Raw genomic sequence first — 16145 nt, forward strand, 5'->3', positions numbered from 1 at the left:
TTAGTTTTTAGTATCTTACCATCCGCACTGACGGTCTTTATTTTGCTCATCAAGGTATTTTTGTAATGGCGCAAAGTAATCTAAGATTGCTGTTGCATCCATTTCTTCTTTCCCCGTTATTGTAGCAAGGGCTTCTTGCCATGGGCGACTTGAACCCATTGCTAACATCGCATTCAGCTTTTCACCAGCCTCTTTTGAGTTATACACTGAACAGCGATGAATCGCTTCTTTGTTACCAGCAATTTCACATAAACTTCTGTGGAAGTCGAATTGTAAAATATGCGCTAAGAAATAACGCGTGTAAGGGGTGTTACCCGGTACGTGATACTTAGCACCTGGATCGAAGTCTGCTTCGCTACGTGCGATAGGCGCTTGAACGCCTTGATATTTTTCACGTAGTTCCCACCAGGCTTTGTTGTAATTTTCGGGTGTTACTTCACCTGAGAATACTTTCCAGCGCCATTGGTCAACTAATAAGCCAAATGGGATAAAGGCGACTTTATCCAGTGCCATTTTCATTAATAGACCGATATCTTTTGATTCATCAGGCACTTCGTCTAATAAACCAATTTCTTTTAAGTAGTCAGGTGTAACAGACAGCGCAATAGTGTCACCAATGGCTTCATGGAAACCATCGTTCGCACTTTCTTGATAATAAATAGGTTGCGTGTTGTAAGCGCGCTGGTAGAAGTTATGGCCTAACTCGTGGTGAATAACAGAAAATTCCTCACCGGTACGCTGAATACACATCTTGATACGTAGGTCATCTTTGCTATCTATATTCCATGCTGAAGCGTGACACTGTACGTCACGATCTTGTGGTTTAGTGAATAGTGAGCGTTCATAGAAAGTGTCTGGTAATGGCGCAAAACCCATTGAAGTAAAGAACTTCTCGGCGCCACGCACCATTTTCAGCTCGTCGTAATCATGTTTTGCTAATAACTCTGTTACGTCGTAGCCAGGATCTGCATTTTCCGGCGCAACTACATCGTAGATATTCCCCCAAGTTTGTGCCCACATATTACCTAACAGATGCGCAGGAATTGGTTGGTCTTGAGGGACCTTATCTTCGCCATACTTTTCACCGAGCTTGGCACGAACATGGCAATGTAATGAATCATAAAGCGGTTTAACTTGACCCCAAATACGGTCAAGCTCTTTTGCAAAATCATCCGCTGGCATATCGTATTTACTACGCCACATAGCACCAGTATCTGCATAGCCAAGCTCTTTAGCACCTTCGTTAGTCAGTGCAACTTGCTGCTCATAAAGTGGGCGCATCGGTTTGGAAACTTGGCGCCAACCTTGCCATAAATCCAGTAGTTCATTGTAGTCGCGGCTTGTCGCCATTTTCGCGGTCATCTCGCCAAGGCTTAAGCAGCTACCATCTTCTTTACAGTATTTACCTTTACCATAAATACCACCTAGTTCAGCAACTAACTGTGAGAGTTTTGCTGTTTTTTCAGCATCCTGTGGGGCAGGCAAAGTTAGCGCTAGTTTTAGCTTGTCTAGCTTACGACGCGCATCGTAATCCAGTTCTAAACTATCGAATTTTGCAGCTTCATTAGCAAGACGAACAACAGCTTCGGTCATCTTACGATTAACCTCAGCTGATAACTCTGCAGTATCGTGCGTGATGAAGTTGGCATAAATCCACTCAGCGCGACTAGCCTCTAAATAAAGCGCACTTAACTCTTTTTCTGTATCGGCGATAAATTTAGCAGCATCTTGCGGCGTCACCCGACTTTTTTTGATTTCAGCCGTAGCTGTTTTGGTATTTGTAGCGTCATCATTACAGCCTGAAAGTGCAAGTGCACTGGCCACCATGAGAGCGCTCATACTGAGTTTAAATGGAGTCTTTTTCATAACATTCCCTAGAAGTTTATTGTTATTTATTGCCCCTGCATAATAGCAGCGTCTTGATAAACAACAAACTATGTAGATGAGAACAATTTACGAGATGTGGCTTACGTTGTATTTATTGCACGATCAGTCATACTTGAAGACAGTTAATTTAAATAAAAGGATTGCATAATGACGACCGTAATCATTCTGTTACTGGTTGCTGTGATTGTGATTTTTGCTGTAAAAGATATTCGCATTAATCTGATCACTCGACCAACGTTTAGTATGTTTAAAAAAGTATTGCCACCCTTATCACAAACAGAACGTGAAGCCATGGAAGCGGGCGACGTGTGGTGGGATGGTGAGCTATTTAGTGGCAACCCTGACTGGCAGAAACTACATAGTTTTCCTAAACCTGAACTCAGTGATAAAGAGCGCGCATTTATGAGTAAGCAGGTTGAGACGTTACTTGCTATGCTTGATGATTATCAAATTGTCCAAAAAGATAAAGACCTACCAAAAGAAGTCTGGGAATATTTAAAGAAAGAAGGCTTTTTTGCGTTAATCATTCCTGAAGAATTTGGTGGCCGTGAATTTTCAGCCATTGCTAATTCGACCATCGTATCAAAAATTGCCACTAAAAGTTTAACTGCTGCGGTCACCGTAATGGTACCAAACAGTTTAGGCCCTGGTGAGCTACTGCTTCATTACGGAACTAAAGAGCAACAAGAGCGTTGGTTACCAAGCTTAGCTAAAGGTGATGATGTACCTTGTTTTGCGTTAACAGGTCCAGAGGCAGGGTCGGATGCCGGTAGTATTCCCGATACTGGCGTTGTTTGCATGGGCATGCATAATGGTGAAGAAGTAATCGGTTTAAAGCTTAATTGGTCAAAACGCTACATTACCCTTGCACCAATTGCTACAGTGCTAGGTCTTGCATTTAAGATGTACGATCCTGATGGTCTGTTGGGCGATAAAAAAGAGTTAGGTATTACCTGTGCGCTTATTCCGACTGATCACGAAGGTGTGCAAAAGGGTGAGCGTCATTATCCTCTCAATATGGCATTTATGAATGGCACAACCTATGGTAAAGATGTGTTTATTCCGCTTGATTGGATCATTGGTGGCGAAAAGGGGGCTGGTCGAGGTTGGCGCATGCTGGTTGAATGCTTAAGCGCTGGTCGTGGTATTTCGCTACCGGCACTCAGCACTGCAACAGGCCACCTTGCATCACGTATGACATCGGCGTATGCGACGGTAAGGCAACAATTCGGTGTGTCAATTGGCCAATTCGAAGGCGTGCAAGAAGCGCTTGCGCGTATCGGTGGGTTAACATACACCCTTGAATCTGCAAGGTTAATGACCGCTGGCGCCATAGATTTAAAGCTGAGTCCATCAGTAGTGACAGCCATTGCTAAGTACCATATGACAGAAATGGGTCGCACTGTAATGAATGATGCCATGGATATTCATTCAGGTAAGGGTATTCAAGTAGGTCCTAATAACTATCTTGCCCATGGTTACATGGGGATCCCTGTATCGATCACCGTTGAAGGGGCAAATATTCTTACTCGTAATTTGATGATTTTTGGTCAAGGTGCGACTCGTTGCCACCCATTTGTTTTAAAAGAAATGGCAGCCGCTGCAATGGAAGATCATGACCTTGCACTGAAAGAGTTTGACTCATTACTGCTACAGCATATTTTGTTTGCAACAAGCAATGCGGGTATGGCTTTTGTACATGGTTTAACACGCAGTTACTTTGCTAAATCTCCAGTGTGTGGAGTGACAAGTCACTATTACAAACAGTTGAGCCGAATGAGTCGAGGCTTAGCATTTTGTACTGATGTTGCTATGTTGGTATTAGGTGGCGAGTTAAAACGTAAAGAGATGATTTCGGCGCGTTTAGGCGATGTGCTGAGCCACTTATATCTTGCCTCATGCGTTCTGAAACGCTACGAAGATGAAGGGCGTCAACAAGCCGATTTACCGTTTGTTCAATATGCAGTAGAACATTCGCTTTATAGTATTGGCCAAGCATTTGACGGCTTTTTCAAAAACTTTTCGAACCCGATTGTTAACTTTTTACTGAAGCGTATCGTTTTCCCATTGGGTAACCATTACCATCGCCCAAGTGATGAGCTAGCACAGACTATGTGTGAGCACATGACTAACCCTGGTGTATTTAGGGACAGATTGACCCATTTATGCTACGTAGACGATAAAGCGGGAACTGGTGTAATGGAAAATGCTTTCTTAGCCATGATAGATACGCAGGAAGACTTTAAACAATTACGAAAATGGCAAAAAGAAGGCTCGATTTCCCGTAATCTAGAGCTTGAGGATGCTATCGTTGAAGCTGCTGAGAAAAACTTAATTAATGCAACCGTCGCTGAGCGTATGAGTGAAGCGAATGCGCTACGTAAGCAAGCAATCGCTGTGGATAATTTCGCGCCTGGTGAACTCTAATCAACGCATTAAAAAGCCTTGCTTAGCAAGGCTTTTTTGTCTTCACTTATCTAGCAAAAGGGTCGGGGTTAATTTTTTCAATATACCAATCACCTTTTTTACGTATCATTTTAACGCTACGCATATCATCAATTTTTTTGCCATTGAAGTAGCCAGTAAAAATAAGATTGATATTGGCTTTATCACCGTACTGCTCTCGCAAACTCATATTCGTCATGTCGACTTCGATCACGACTTCATCGTACTGCATATTAACCAAATTACGGGCAAACTGGTTAGCGGTACCATAAGATTTCATAATTCGCGCCATCTTTGGCGTTGCATATTGGGTCGCTAAGTTTAAATCTTGTTTATTATATAAAGCGTCAAAGAAGAGCGTCGCCGTTACTCCTGGGGTATTCTTTTCACCTTTCGGGGCATCTTCAGGTCCGCATCCGAGTAGTAAAACACTGCTTAGCAGGGCACAAATAAAAAGTATTTTTTTCATTGTTCATAGTTTAGAAAATATAATTTGCGTTTAGTGTGTGACTAAATAACTTTCTTGTAAAGGTGGTTAGGTGTTTAAGGTTGGTTTATTTTTATTTTATAATAAAAAAGGATGCAATATGCATCCTTTTTTATCTTAATTAAGCTATTTATTGAACAAGCTCTTTGTCACTGAATTCTTCAGCAAATAATGGGCTTGATAAATAACGCTCTGTCGCACTTGGTAAAATTACCACAATATTCTTACCTGCATTTTCAGGTTTTTCTGCAAGTCGTTTTGCCGCAACAACTGCTGCACCAGATGAAATACCTACCAAGATACCTTCATTTTTCATTAACTCATGCGCCATTGCAATCGCATCTTCATTTGATACTTGCTCAGCAGCGTCAACAACTTCTAGGTCTAAGTTACCTGGGATAAAGCCGGCACCGATACCTTGAATTTTGTGAGGACCTGGTTTGATTTCTTCACCTGCTAGAGTTTGGCTAATAACAGGTGAGTTTGTTGGCTCAACAGCAACAGATTGAACATTTAAACCTTTTTCTAGTTTAAGGTAGCGGCTTACACCTGTAATAGTACCGCCCGTGCCTACACCAGCTACGAAAATGTCGATTTTACCATCCATTGCTTCGAAGATTTCAGGACCCGTTGTTTCAAAGTGAATTTTCGGGTTAGCTGGGTTTTCGAATTGTTGTAAAAGAATGTATTTTTCAGGCTCACTTGCTTGAATTTCTTTTGCTTTTTCAATAGCGCCATTCATGCCTTTAGCGCCATCTGTTAAGACTAAGTTGGCGCCTAAAGCTTTTAATAGTTTACGACGCTCTAAGCTCATCGTATTGGGCATAGTCAGTGTCAATTTATAACCACGAGAAGCTGCAACAAAGGCAAGAGCAATACCTGTGTTACCAGATGTTGGTTCGATTAACTCTTTTTCTTTCGTTAAAACACCTGACTTTTCTGCTTCCCAGATCATTGAAGCGCCAATGCGGCATTTAACACTGAAGCTTGGGTTACGAGATTCTACTTTAGCGAAAACATTACCTGAGGTAACGCGATTAAGCTTTACAATTGGCGTATTGCCAATCGTTAATGAATTATCTTCAAAAATGTTAGACATAGTGTTCCCTTGGAAGCAATTTATCAATCGTGATCAAATAGCTTAGGCTACCGATCTGTAATAGTCACACTTTACTTCGCCAAATAAAAAACGAAAGTAAAGTTTGGCTATAACATATAGCGAATAGGCTTATAGCTTTTAGGAATAAGCCAAAAATCATCAGAGCTGCCACATAGTCGGGGGAGTTTTTACGCTTAAAGAATTAAGTGAGTGATGTGTTCGGCTTCTTCAAAAAGGTAATCACTCGGCATGTATTTAATGCAATAATTATAACTGAGATCAATTTTCAAATTAGATTCTTGTCAGTTGTGATGGTAAATTGCGCAATCAAACGTAAATTTGGCTGTTTTATAACAAAAGTAAATCAAAACGTGGTAAAAGATTACCACCTAAAAATTGAAGTGATCGTTATGAATTTAATTCTAAAGTTAATTGCTGGCATTGTTGCTGGTATCTTAGTGGGACTATATGTGCCATTAACAGGTGTTGAACTCCTTTATACAATAAAAGAAATAATAGGTCAGTTGATTACCTTTACGATACCGTTGATCATTTTATTCTTTATTGCATCAGGTATTGCAGGCTTACCAAAGGGCTCAGGTCACTTGCTTGGTAAAACAGTAGGGTTTGCTTATGGCTCGACTATTATTGCGGGTACACTTGCTTTCTTACTGGTTAGTACGATTATCCCGTTGTTTGACGGTGGCTTAACCTACGAAGCTGAAATTGCGACTGAAGTAGGAAGCTTTATCGATTTAGAAATTCCTCCTCTTATGGGGGTTATGACAGCCTTGGCTACAGCATTTGTGTTTGGTATTGGCATGAGTCAACTGCAACTTGATACATTAAAAAAAGTGTCGGACCAAGGACGCGATGTAATTGATGGCTTGTTAGCAAAAGTTATTATCCCTGCGCTTCCTTTTTATATTGCAGGTGTTTTTGCTGAAATGACCGTTGCAGGCACAGTCGTTGATACACTACAAACGTTTGGTATTGTCTTACTTGCTGCACTGATTATGCACTGGTTATGGTTAACAGTTTTATATGTTAGTACGGGTCTTTTATTAAAACGTAATCCAATAGAACTTGTAAAAAATATGCTTCCAGCTTATTTTACTGCTTTAGGGACAATGTCGAGTGCTGCAACGATCCCAGTTTCATTACGTGCGAGCAAAGCAAATAATGTAAAAGAAGATGTTGCAAACTTTACTGTACCATTATGTGCAACCATCCATTTATCAGGCTCAACTATTACGATAGTTACTTGCGCATTAGCCGTTATGTTTTTGTCACCAAATATGGATGTGCCATCATTATTCGGCATGTTGCCATTTATTATGATGTTAGGTGTCGTCATGATTGCAGCACCGGGTGCACCTGGTGGCGCAGTTATGTCAGCATTGGGGCTTTTAACCAGTATGCTTGGCTTCAATGAAGGCGCTGTTGCATTAATGATTGCACTATATTTAGCGCAAGATAGCTTTGGCACTGCTTGTAATGTTACAGGCGATGGTATTATTGCATTGTGGGTTGATCGCTTTAGCGAGAAAGCCTCGTCATAAAATTAATTTGCGAGACGATATTTGATTTATCGTTTCGCTGTTTCTGTGCTAATGTGGCACATTAAATTGTGCGAAAGCATATATTTGGGTTATTCGAGGGTGTTCCATTGATTAATGTACTTTTAGTTGATGACCATGAACTTGTACGGACAGGGATCAGACGTATACTTGATGATGTTCGTGGTTTTAAAGTGGTTGGTGAAGCTAAAACCGGTGAAGAAGCAGTACAGTTTTGCCGTCAAAATTCACCTGATATAGTGTTAATGGACATGAATATGCCAGGTATAGGCGGGTTAGAAGCAACGAAGAAAATCTGTCGTTATTGCCCAGATGTAAAAATAATCGTGCTTACTGTGCATTGCGAAGACCCATTTCCTAGCAAAGTGATGCAGATAGGTGCTCATGGTTATCTAACCAAAGGGGCAGGCTCAGATGAAATGGTGAATGCGATTCGTGCTGTAAATGCAGGTCAACGTTATATTGCACCAGAAATAGCACAGCAAATTGCACTTGCACAGGTTAGTGGTCGAACAGATGAAAACCCGTTTCAGAGTTTATCTGAGCGTGAGTTACAGATTATGTTAATGATCACTAAAGGTGAAAAAGCGCAAGATATCGCTGACCGTCTTAACCTCAGTTCAAAAACAGTGAATAGTTATCGCTACCGCATGTTTGAAAAGCTCAATGTGGGTGGTGATGTAGAGCTAACTCATTTAGCGATCCGCCATAAAATGATCGATATTGATAGTTCGCATTAATTTGCTCAATGTCTGATTTCGATTCTGCCCGCTTTCTTAAAACATTATCAAGCGAACCTGGTGTCTACAGGATGCTTGATAATGAAGGGCAAGTAATTTATGTAGGGAAGGCTAAAAGCCTAAAAAAGCGTGTCAGTAGTTATTTCCGCAGTAATGTTACTGATAGTAAAACCCGTGTCTTAGTAAGTAATATTTGTGGTATTGAAGTCACTCTAACTAATACCGAAACCGAAGCTCTATTACTTGAAAATAATCTAATAAAAAAATACCAGCCTCGCTACAATATTTTACTGCGAGATGATAAATCATATCCATATATTTTACTGACTGATCATAAACATCCACGCTTAGCTTTTCACCGTGGTAGTCGCAAAATTAAAGGTGAGTATTTTGGGCCTTTTCCCAGTGCAGGTGCCGTATCCGAAAGCTTGCGGTTAATGCAAAAGATCTTCCCTGTTCGCCAATGTGAAGATGCTTATTATCGAGCTAGAAGTCGTCCTTGCCTTCAATACCAATTGAAGCGTTGTTCTGCACCCTGTGTCAATAAAGTTTCAGATGAAGAATACAAGCAAGAAGTTGATTTTGTTCGTAAATTCTTACTGGGTAAATCACATGAAGTTATTGCTGATTTAATTGCCAAGATGGAGCAAGCCAGTAAAGAGCTGAAATTTGAATTAGCTGCAAAAGTGCGCGATCAAATAATGCTACTTAGAAAAATGCAGGAACAACAATCTATTTCAGGTAATCATGCTGAAATGGATGTTGTGGGCTTTGCTCATCTGAATGGTTTAAATGCAGTTCACTTATTAATGATCCGCGACCATAAAGTGCTGGGCAGTAAAACCTACTTTCCGAAAGTGCCAAAGGATTCAGGGCAAGAAGAAATTTTGACTTCTTTCTTAGGCCAGTATTATTTAGCGCCCGGTGCAACAGGGCGTATCGCCAAAGAAATTATATTACCGTTTAGTATTGAAGAGGGTGAGCCTTTAAGTGAGGCACTTACGGCTATTTCAGAGCGTAAAGTCAGTTTAAAAGTTGCTAATCGAGGTGAGCGGGCACAGTATCTAAAGCTAGCTAACAAAAATGCATTAAATAGCATCAGTGTAAAACAAAGTACCCAAGACTCAATTAATAAACGCTATGCGCAATTAAAAGAAACGCTACGTCTTGATGATATTAATCGCATGGAATGTTTTGATATCAGTCATACAATGGGTGAAAACACGGTTGCGAGTTGTGTTGTGTTTGATTCGCAAGGACCTAATAATAAAGAGTATCGCCGTTTTAATGTTACGGGGATTACTGGTGGAGATGACTATGCCGCCATGGAGTTCGCATTAAATAAGCGCTACAACAAAGTAGTCGACGAAGAAAAAATACCCGATGTTATTTTCATCGATGGTGGTAAAGGTCAACTGTCTCGTGCTGAACAGTATTTTGAAACGTGGCCGCATAATAAAATGCCACTGTTAGTGGGTGTCGCAAAAGGGACTAGCCGAAAACCAGGGTTAGAAACTTTACTCATAGATGGAGGACGCAAAACAATTCCACTTGATTCAGATGCGCCAGCTCTTCATTTAATTCAACATATTCGTGATGAATCACACCGTTTTGCTATTGCAGGTCACCGTAATAAAAGACAAAAACAGCGAACTCAATCACTACTCGAAGAGATTTCTGGGGTAGGGCAAAAGCGTCGTCAATCAATTTTAAAATATTTAGGGGGCATGCAAGGGGTAAAAGCTGCTAATATAGAACAATTAAAACAAGTTCCTGGGATCAGCCCTGAAATGGCTGAGAAGATATTTAATCATTTGCATGACAAGGCGTAGCCTTCATGCGAATATAGAAAAAAAGACATCTCCAAGTAGTTATGTGGAATATTCCAAACACACTCACAACCTTTAGACTTTTTCTAATCCCTATTTTTTTGGTGATTTTTTATTTGCCATTCTCATGGGCGTTTTTCGCAGCGGCATTTGTATTCTGGCTTGCGTCAATCACTGATATTCTTGATGGCTACTTAGCTCGTCGACTTGATCAGTCAACACCCTTTGGTGCTTTCTTAGATCCTGTTGCCGATAAAGTAATGGTTTGCGCAGCACTTGTAGCGCTTTCTAGTCACTATCAGAGCTTATATATGACAATACCTGCACTTGTTATTATCAGTCGTGAAATTGTTATTTCTGCACTGCGTGAATGGATGGCCGAGCAGGGTAAACGCGACAACGTGGCCGTATCAAATATGGGCAAATTCAAGACCGCCGCACAAATGCTAGCGATTATTGGCTTAATTTGGCAATTTGACACTTGGATGATCTACTTAAGTTATGGGCTTTTATATATTGCGACACTGTTAACGCTTAGTTCTATGTTGCAATATTTGATGGCTGCGTGGTCAGAGTTGACCAAAAATTGATCCTAAACGTCTAATTACACACCGTTTTAGATAAAAAATAAGCAAACAGTTCAAAACTGGCATTTTTTATATTGACGCGTTTAATAATCTCTGTAGAATGCGTCCGTGTTGAGAGGGCATAGCCCCCAAGATAAAGAAAGCGGCACTAGCTCAGTTGGTAGAGCGCAACCTTGCCAAGGTTGAGGTCACGAGTTCGAGCCTCGTGTGCCGCTCCAATTATCTAGCTTGGCGGAATGGCAGAGTGGCCATGCAGCGGATTGCAAATCCGTCCACCTCGGTTCGACTCCGGGTTCCGCCTCCATTCAACACTCCACGCGCTCTAAGAGCAACCCGATGCCCGGGTGGTGGAATTGGTAGACACAAGGGATTTAAAATCCCTCGTTCGTAAGGACGTGCCGGTTCAAGTCCGGCCCCGGGCACCATTTGTGGTTAACTGCAACACCAAGTGTAGTTTTAAAATTTTTTAGATTTAACCTTAGAGTTAATATGATGCGGCACTAGCTCAGTTGGTAGAGCGCAACCTTGCCAAGGTTGAGGTCACGAGTTCGAGCCTCGTGTGCCGCTCCATATTAGCTTTATCCACTTGCTTTAAATAGCAAACCCGATGCCCGGGTGGTGGAATTGGTAGACACAAGGGATTTAAAATCCCTCGTTCGTAAGGACGTGCCGGTTCAAGTCCGGCCCCGGGCACCATTTAAACTTAAATAGTTTATGGATGAAGAAAAAATTTGCGGCACTAGCTCAGTTGCCAGAACGTTATTACCGCAACCTCAAGGTTGTGCACAAACGGACGAAATACTGACAGAAAAAAATTTGCGGCACTAGCTCAGTTGCCAGAACGTTATTACTGCAACCTCAAGGTTGTGCACCAACGGACGAAATACTGACAGAAAAAAATTTGCGGCACTAGCTCAGTTGGTAGAGCGCAACCTTGCCAAGGTTGAGGTCACGAGTTCGAGCCTCGTGTGCCGCTCCAATTATTTGGAAGCGATAAGGCGGAATGGCAGAGTGGCCATGCAGCGGATTGCAAATCCGTCTACCTCGGTTCGACTCCGGGTTCCGCCTCCATATAATACTCCACACGCTCATATGAGCAACCCGATGCCCGGGTGGTGGAATTGGTAGACACAAGGGATTTAAAATCCCTCGTTCGTAAGGACGTGCCGGTTCAAGTCCGGCCCCGGGCACCATTTATATAAAATACCTCTTTTCTATTTCATTTATATTTCTTTTAACAATCTCATCTAATTATTTTTTTATTGCCAAAATAGCTCTATAGTTTCCTAAGTCTTTTTTAAGTTCTACTGATTCAATAAATAGGATCAAGGAAAGATAATGGAGCAATTTAAACGGGGCTTAAATCAGTTTTGGGTTGGTGCAGTGTTTGGGGTTTGCTTAGCAATTTCATTAGTGCTTATTCCTATCGCAATTAATATGTCGAACATTAATGACGTACTTAAAATTCATGAAGTTAATGTGTTAGTTGAAAAAGTTTCGACTGTTTTCGATAAATCAGAACAGGCTATTGGTGATGCTAAAACAGCGTTGATCGACTTTGATAATGACGTAGTGATGGATATGCTGACTGCCGTACAATCTTATTAGCAACAAACACAGTCATTATTATCCTTTGAGCAAAAACAAGTATTAAAAGAGCAAATTAAAGAACAGCTTGCACATCAACTTAAAGATAAACTCAACGAGCAGCAGACGACATTCATATTGTCTGTCTTTGAAAAGTTAGCAAATACAAAAAAGGGAGCGCAAGCGCTCCCCAATTAAGTACTTATTAAACTAGATTATTTGCGCCACGCGCCTTTAGGAATTGTCTGATTCAGTTTTTTGTTTTGCGAAGGATCAAAAGTAGGTAACTTACCCGCTTTGCGTTGAGTGTTGTAATCCTTAGCTAACCAAATGACGACGCCAGACAACATGAATAGGGCTATTACATTTACAATAGCCATTAGCCCCATTGAAATATCCGCAAGAGTCCACACGATTGGCAACTCGCCAAGTGCACCAAACATGACCATACCAAGAACAAGTAATCTAAAAACTAACATACCAGCTGCATGATTATGTTCTAAGAATAATAAATTAGTTTCAGCGTAAGAATAATTTGCAACAATAGAGGTAAATGCAAAAAACAAAATTGCCACCGCAATAAAAGTTGCGCCCCAACTGCCAACATGCTCCTCTAGTGCTGCTTGTGTTAATGCAATACCAGTCACGCCTGAATCAGGTACCAATTGTTGTGATAATAAAATCAGTGCCGCAGTCGCGCTACATATGATGATGGTATCAACAAATACACCTAGCATTTGTACGTAACCTTGAGAAGCTGGGTGAGGAGGGTTGGGTGTAGCTGTCGCTGCGGCGTTTGCTGCACTACCCATACCGGCTTCATTAGAAAACAGACCACGTTTAATACCTTGGATCATGGCCTGCATTACACCATAACCAATAGCACCAGCGCCAGCTTGCTCAATGCCAAACGCACTATTTATTACATGCATAAATACATCAGGTAGTAAATTGTAGTTACTTATACAAACATAAAGAGCTACGAGGAAGTAGGCTAGAGCCATGAATGGAACAACCATTTCTGCAAATCGAGAGATTGTTCTTAACCCGCCGAAGATAATGATACCGGAGCCAAGAACAAGCGAGATACCAACTATATAATTAGGAATTCCAAATGCAACTTCAAAGGCTGCTGCAATAGAGTTTGATTGAACAGCATTAAAGACAAGACCGAAAGCTAAAATTAAGCAAAGTGAAAAAATAACGCCCATCCAGCGTTTGCCTAAACCGTATTCCATATAATAAGCAGGGCCACCTCGAAAGTTACCCTCTTCATCGACGGTTTTATAGGCTTGTGCAAGTGTACTTTCGGCAAAACTGGTCGCCATTCCTATTAGCGCAATCAACCACATCCAAAATATAGCCCCAGCGCCACCTAAATAAAGTGCAACGGCCACGCCTGCCATATTACCCGTACCAACTCGTGCTGCTAGGGAAGTACAAAATGCTTGAAATGAAGAAATACCTTCACCACATCCTTTGCGACTTTGGAACATCACTTTGACCATATGAGGAAATTGGGTGAATTGTATAAAGCCAAGTCGAAGTGTAAAAAATAGCCCCGCGGCTATTAATAGGTAAACCAGAATGTGGCCCCAGAGAAGGCCACTTATACTATTTATAATATCTGTCATTTTTTCTTGCCTTGTGAGCGAGTGGAATCTGCGGCGAAACTTACCATAACAAGAGAGGAGAGTTTAGTTATTCTGTTAAAAAACTCACGTTATCCACAGCTTGCTGTGTGTAACTTGTTTGCATTTGGTGGGTATCTGGTTAATTTAAAAATAATCAAAAAAACCTGCGAAAAGTGCTTGCGTAAAAAATCCATCTCCCTATAATGCGCATCCACTGACACGGCGGGCAGCAACGACAGGCGCTGAACAAGGTGACAGAGAGTTAAGTAAAACTTCGGTTTAAAACGGTCTAAAAAGAAAGTTTGAAATTAAGTGTTGACTCGAAAAATTAAGGATGTATTATGCGCATCCCTAGCGACAACGTCGCAACGTTCTTTAATAATATAAAGCAATCATCTGTGTGGGCACTCGTACAGATTGAGTTCTAACAGCAGAGTCTAGTTCGCTAGATGACGCAAACAAATTTAGAGTCTCAATTTCTTATGAGTGACTATATAGTCAATTTATACAGAATTCATTGAGCACGAAACTTCGGTTTCAAAAAAACTTTTAATTGAAGAGTTTGATCATGGCTCAGATTGAACGCTGGCGGCAGGCCTAACACATGCAAGTCGAGCGGAAACGAAGAGGTGCTTGCACCTCTGGCGTCGAGCGGCGGACGGGTGAGTAATGCTTGGGAATGTGCCTTATGGTGGGGGACAACAGTTGGAAACGACTGCTAATACCGCATAATGTCTTCGGACCAAAGTGGGGGACCTTCGGGCCTCACGCCATAAGATCAGCCCAAGTGGGATTAGCTAGTTGGTAAGGTAATGGCTTACCAAGGCGACGATCCTTAGCTGGTTTGAGAGGATGATCAGCCACACTGGGACTGAGACACGGCCCAGACTCCTACGGGAGGCAGCAGTGGGGAATATTGCACAATGGGCGCAAGCCTGATGCAGCCATGCCGCGTGTGTGAAGAAGGCCTTCGGGTTGTAAAGCACTTTCAGTAAGGAGGAAAGGTTAAGTGTTAATAGCACTTAGCTGTGACGTTACTTACAGAAGAAGCACCGGCTAACTCCGTGCCAGCAGCCGCGGTAATACGGAGGGTGCGAGCGTTAATCGGAATTACTGGGCGTAAAGCGTACGCAGGCGGTTTGTTAAGCGAGATGTGAAAGCCCCGGGCTCAACCTGGGAACTGCATTTCGAACTGGCAAACTAGAGTGTGATAGAGGGTGGTAGAATTTCAGGTGTAGCGGTGAAATGCGTAGAGATCTGAAGGAATACCGATGGCGAAGGCAGCCACCTGGGTCAACACTGACGCTCATGTACGAAAGCGTGGGGAGCAAACAGGATTAGATACCCTGGTAGTCCACGCCGTAAACGATGTCTACTAGAAGCTCGACTCTTCGGAGTTGTTTTTCAAAGCTAACGCATTAAGTAGACCGCCTGGGGAGTACGGCCGCAAGGTTAAAACTCAAATGAATTGACGGGGGCCCGCACAAGCGGTGGAGCATGTGGTTTAATTCGATGCAACGCGAAGAACCTTACCTACACTTGACATACAGCGAACTTACCAGAGATGGTTTGGTGCCTTCGGGAACGCTGATACAGGTGCTGCATGGCTGTCGTCAGCTCGTGTTGTGAGATGTTGGGTTAAGTCCCGCAACGAGCGCAACCCCTATCCTTAGTTGCCAGCGATTCGGTCGGGAACTCTAAGGAGACTGCCGGTGATAAACCGGAGGAAGGTGGGGACGACGTCAAGTCATCATGGCCCTTACGTGTAGGGCTACACACGTGCTACAATGGCGCATACAGAGTGCTGCGAACCTGCGAGGGTAAGCGAATCACTTAAAGTGCGTCGTAGTCCGGATTGGAGTCTGCAACTCGACTCCATGAAGTCGGAATCGCTAGTAATCGCATATCAGAATGATGCGGTGAATACGTTCCCGGGCCTTGTACACACCGCCCGTCACACCATGGGAGTGGGTTGCTCCAGAAGTGGATAGTCTAACCTTCGGGAGGACGTTCACCACGGAGTGATTCATGACTGGGGTGAAGTCGTAACAAGGTAGCCCTAGGGGAACCTGGGGCTGGATCACCTCCTTATACGATTTAGAACTTATTTGTTCGTAGTGTCCACACAGATGATTGTTAGTTAGCTAAACCGCTTGGTTTAACTAATTAATATGCTCTTTAAAAATTTGGAAAGCTGATATTAAAATTCTTATAGATATTCGTATCTATAAAGAGTTTTCAAAAGTAAAAAAATGCCATTAATCATTTAT

At 42.1% G+C, this 16145-nt stretch carries 10 protein-coding genes, 8 tRNA genes and 1 rRNA gene; 15 read left to right on the forward strand and 4 right to left on the reverse strand.

Going from position 1 to position 16145, the window contains the following annotated elements; translation table 11 throughout:
• Positions 1-15: 15 nt before the first annotated feature.
• Positions 16-1866, reverse strand: coding sequence for a M2 family metallopeptidase (locus L0Z67_RS06945; protein ID WP_193988672.1), 1851 nt, complete (start codon positions 1864-1866; stop codon positions 16-18).
• Positions 1867-2034: 168 nt separating this feature from the next.
• Here L0Z67_RS06945 and L0Z67_RS06950 point away from each other — a divergent pair, with 168 nt between their 5' ends.
• Positions 2035-4314, forward strand: coding sequence for an acyl-CoA dehydrogenase (locus L0Z67_RS06950; RefSeq protein ID WP_062570772.1), 2280 nt, complete (start codon positions 2035-2037; stop codon positions 4312-4314).
• A 46-nt stretch (positions 4315-4360) separates the two neighbouring features.
• On the opposite strand, the gene L0Z67_RS06955 is transcribed toward L0Z67_RS06950, so the two are convergent.
• Together L0Z67_RS06955 and cysK are read right to left on the reverse strand one after the other, a co-directional pair.
• On the reverse strand, positions 4361-4801 hold the full coding sequence (locus L0Z67_RS06955; RefSeq protein ID WP_130151447.1) for a hypothetical protein: 441 nt from the start codon (positions 4799-4801) through the stop codon (positions 4361-4363).
• Positions 4802-4949: 148 nt separating this feature from the next.
• Positions 4950-5918, reverse strand: coding sequence for a cysteine synthase A (gene cysK / locus L0Z67_RS06960; protein WP_062570774.1), 969 nt, complete (start codon positions 5916-5918; stop codon positions 4950-4952).
• A 410-nt stretch (positions 5919-6328) separates the two neighbouring features.
• Here cysK and L0Z67_RS06965 point away from each other — a divergent pair, with 410 nt between their 5' ends.
• From L0Z67_RS06965 to L0Z67_RS07025, 13 genes are all read left to right on the forward strand, one after another.
• The gene (locus L0Z67_RS06965) at positions 6329-7480 is read left to right on the forward strand and encodes a dicarboxylate/amino acid:cation symporter (protein ID WP_062570812.1); all 1152 of its coding nucleotides are present in this window, start codon (positions 6329-6331) and stop codon (positions 7478-7480) included.
• A 107-nt stretch (positions 7481-7587) separates the two neighbouring features.
• A complete protein-coding gene (gene uvrY / locus L0Z67_RS06970; RefSeq protein ID WP_062570775.1) occupies positions 7588-8238 on the forward strand; it encodes a UvrY/SirA/GacA family response regulator transcription factor in 651 nt (216 codons plus the stop codon).
• Between the two features lie 8 nt (positions 8239-8246).
• Positions 8247-10070 carry an excinuclease ABC subunit UvrC gene (uvrC, locus tag L0Z67_RS06975; RefSeq protein WP_062570776.1) on the forward strand — a complete coding sequence of 608 codons (1824 nt, stop codon included), beginning with the start codon at positions 8247-8249 and terminating at the stop codon, positions 10068-10070.
• Positions 10071-10111: 41 nt separating this feature from the next.
• Complete coding sequence (gene pgsA, locus L0Z67_RS06980) at positions 10112-10657, forward strand: CDP-diacylglycerol--glycerol-3-phosphate 3-phosphatidyltransferase (protein WP_062570777.1); 546 nt, start codon at positions 10112-10114, stop codon at positions 10655-10657.
• A gap of 139 nt (positions 10658-10796) precedes the next feature.
• A tRNA-Gly gene (locus L0Z67_RS06985) sits at positions 10797-10872 on the forward strand.
• Positions 10873-10884: 12 nt separating this feature from the next.
• Positions 10885-10958: transfer RNA gene (locus tag L0Z67_RS06990), tRNA-Cys, on the forward strand.
• Positions 10959-10992: 34 nt separating this feature from the next.
• Positions 10993-11079: transfer RNA gene (locus L0Z67_RS06995), tRNA-Leu, on the forward strand.
• A 69-nt stretch (positions 11080-11148) separates the two neighbouring features.
• Positions 11149-11224: transfer RNA gene (locus L0Z67_RS07000), tRNA-Gly, on the forward strand.
• A gap of 39 nt (positions 11225-11263) precedes the next feature.
• Positions 11264-11350 (forward strand) — tRNA-Leu (locus L0Z67_RS07005).
• 207 nt (positions 11351-11557) lie between these two features.
• Positions 11558-11633: transfer RNA gene (locus L0Z67_RS07010), tRNA-Gly, on the forward strand.
• A gap of 18 nt (positions 11634-11651) precedes the next feature.
• A tRNA-Cys gene (locus tag L0Z67_RS07015) sits at positions 11652-11725 on the forward strand.
• A gap of 35 nt (positions 11726-11760) precedes the next feature.
• Positions 11761-11847 (forward strand) — tRNA-Leu (locus L0Z67_RS07020).
• A 145-nt stretch (positions 11848-11992) separates the two neighbouring features.
• On the forward strand, positions 11993-12262 hold the full coding sequence (locus tag L0Z67_RS07025; RefSeq protein WP_237127604.1) for a hypothetical protein: 270 nt from the start codon (positions 11993-11995) through the stop codon (positions 12260-12262).
• Between the two features lie 194 nt (positions 12263-12456).
• Here L0Z67_RS07025 and L0Z67_RS07030 read toward each other — a convergent pair whose 3' ends face one another.
• Complete coding sequence (locus L0Z67_RS07030) at positions 12457-13875, reverse strand: alanine/glycine:cation symporter family protein (RefSeq protein ID WP_405128620.1); 1419 nt, start codon at positions 13873-13875, stop codon at positions 12457-12459.
• 550 nt (positions 13876-14425) lie between these two features.
• Between L0Z67_RS07030 and L0Z67_RS07035 the strand changes: the two genes are divergently transcribed.
• A 16S ribosomal RNA gene (locus L0Z67_RS07035) occupies positions 14426-15966 on the forward strand.
• The last annotated feature ends 179 nt before the right edge of the window (positions 15967-16145 follow it).

Source organism: Pseudoalteromonas sp. PB2-1 (genome assembly GCF_045040605.1).
In the GTDB taxonomy this organism is placed as follows: domain Bacteria; phylum Pseudomonadota; class Gammaproteobacteria; order Enterobacterales; family Alteromonadaceae; genus Pseudoalteromonas; species Pseudoalteromonas arabiensis.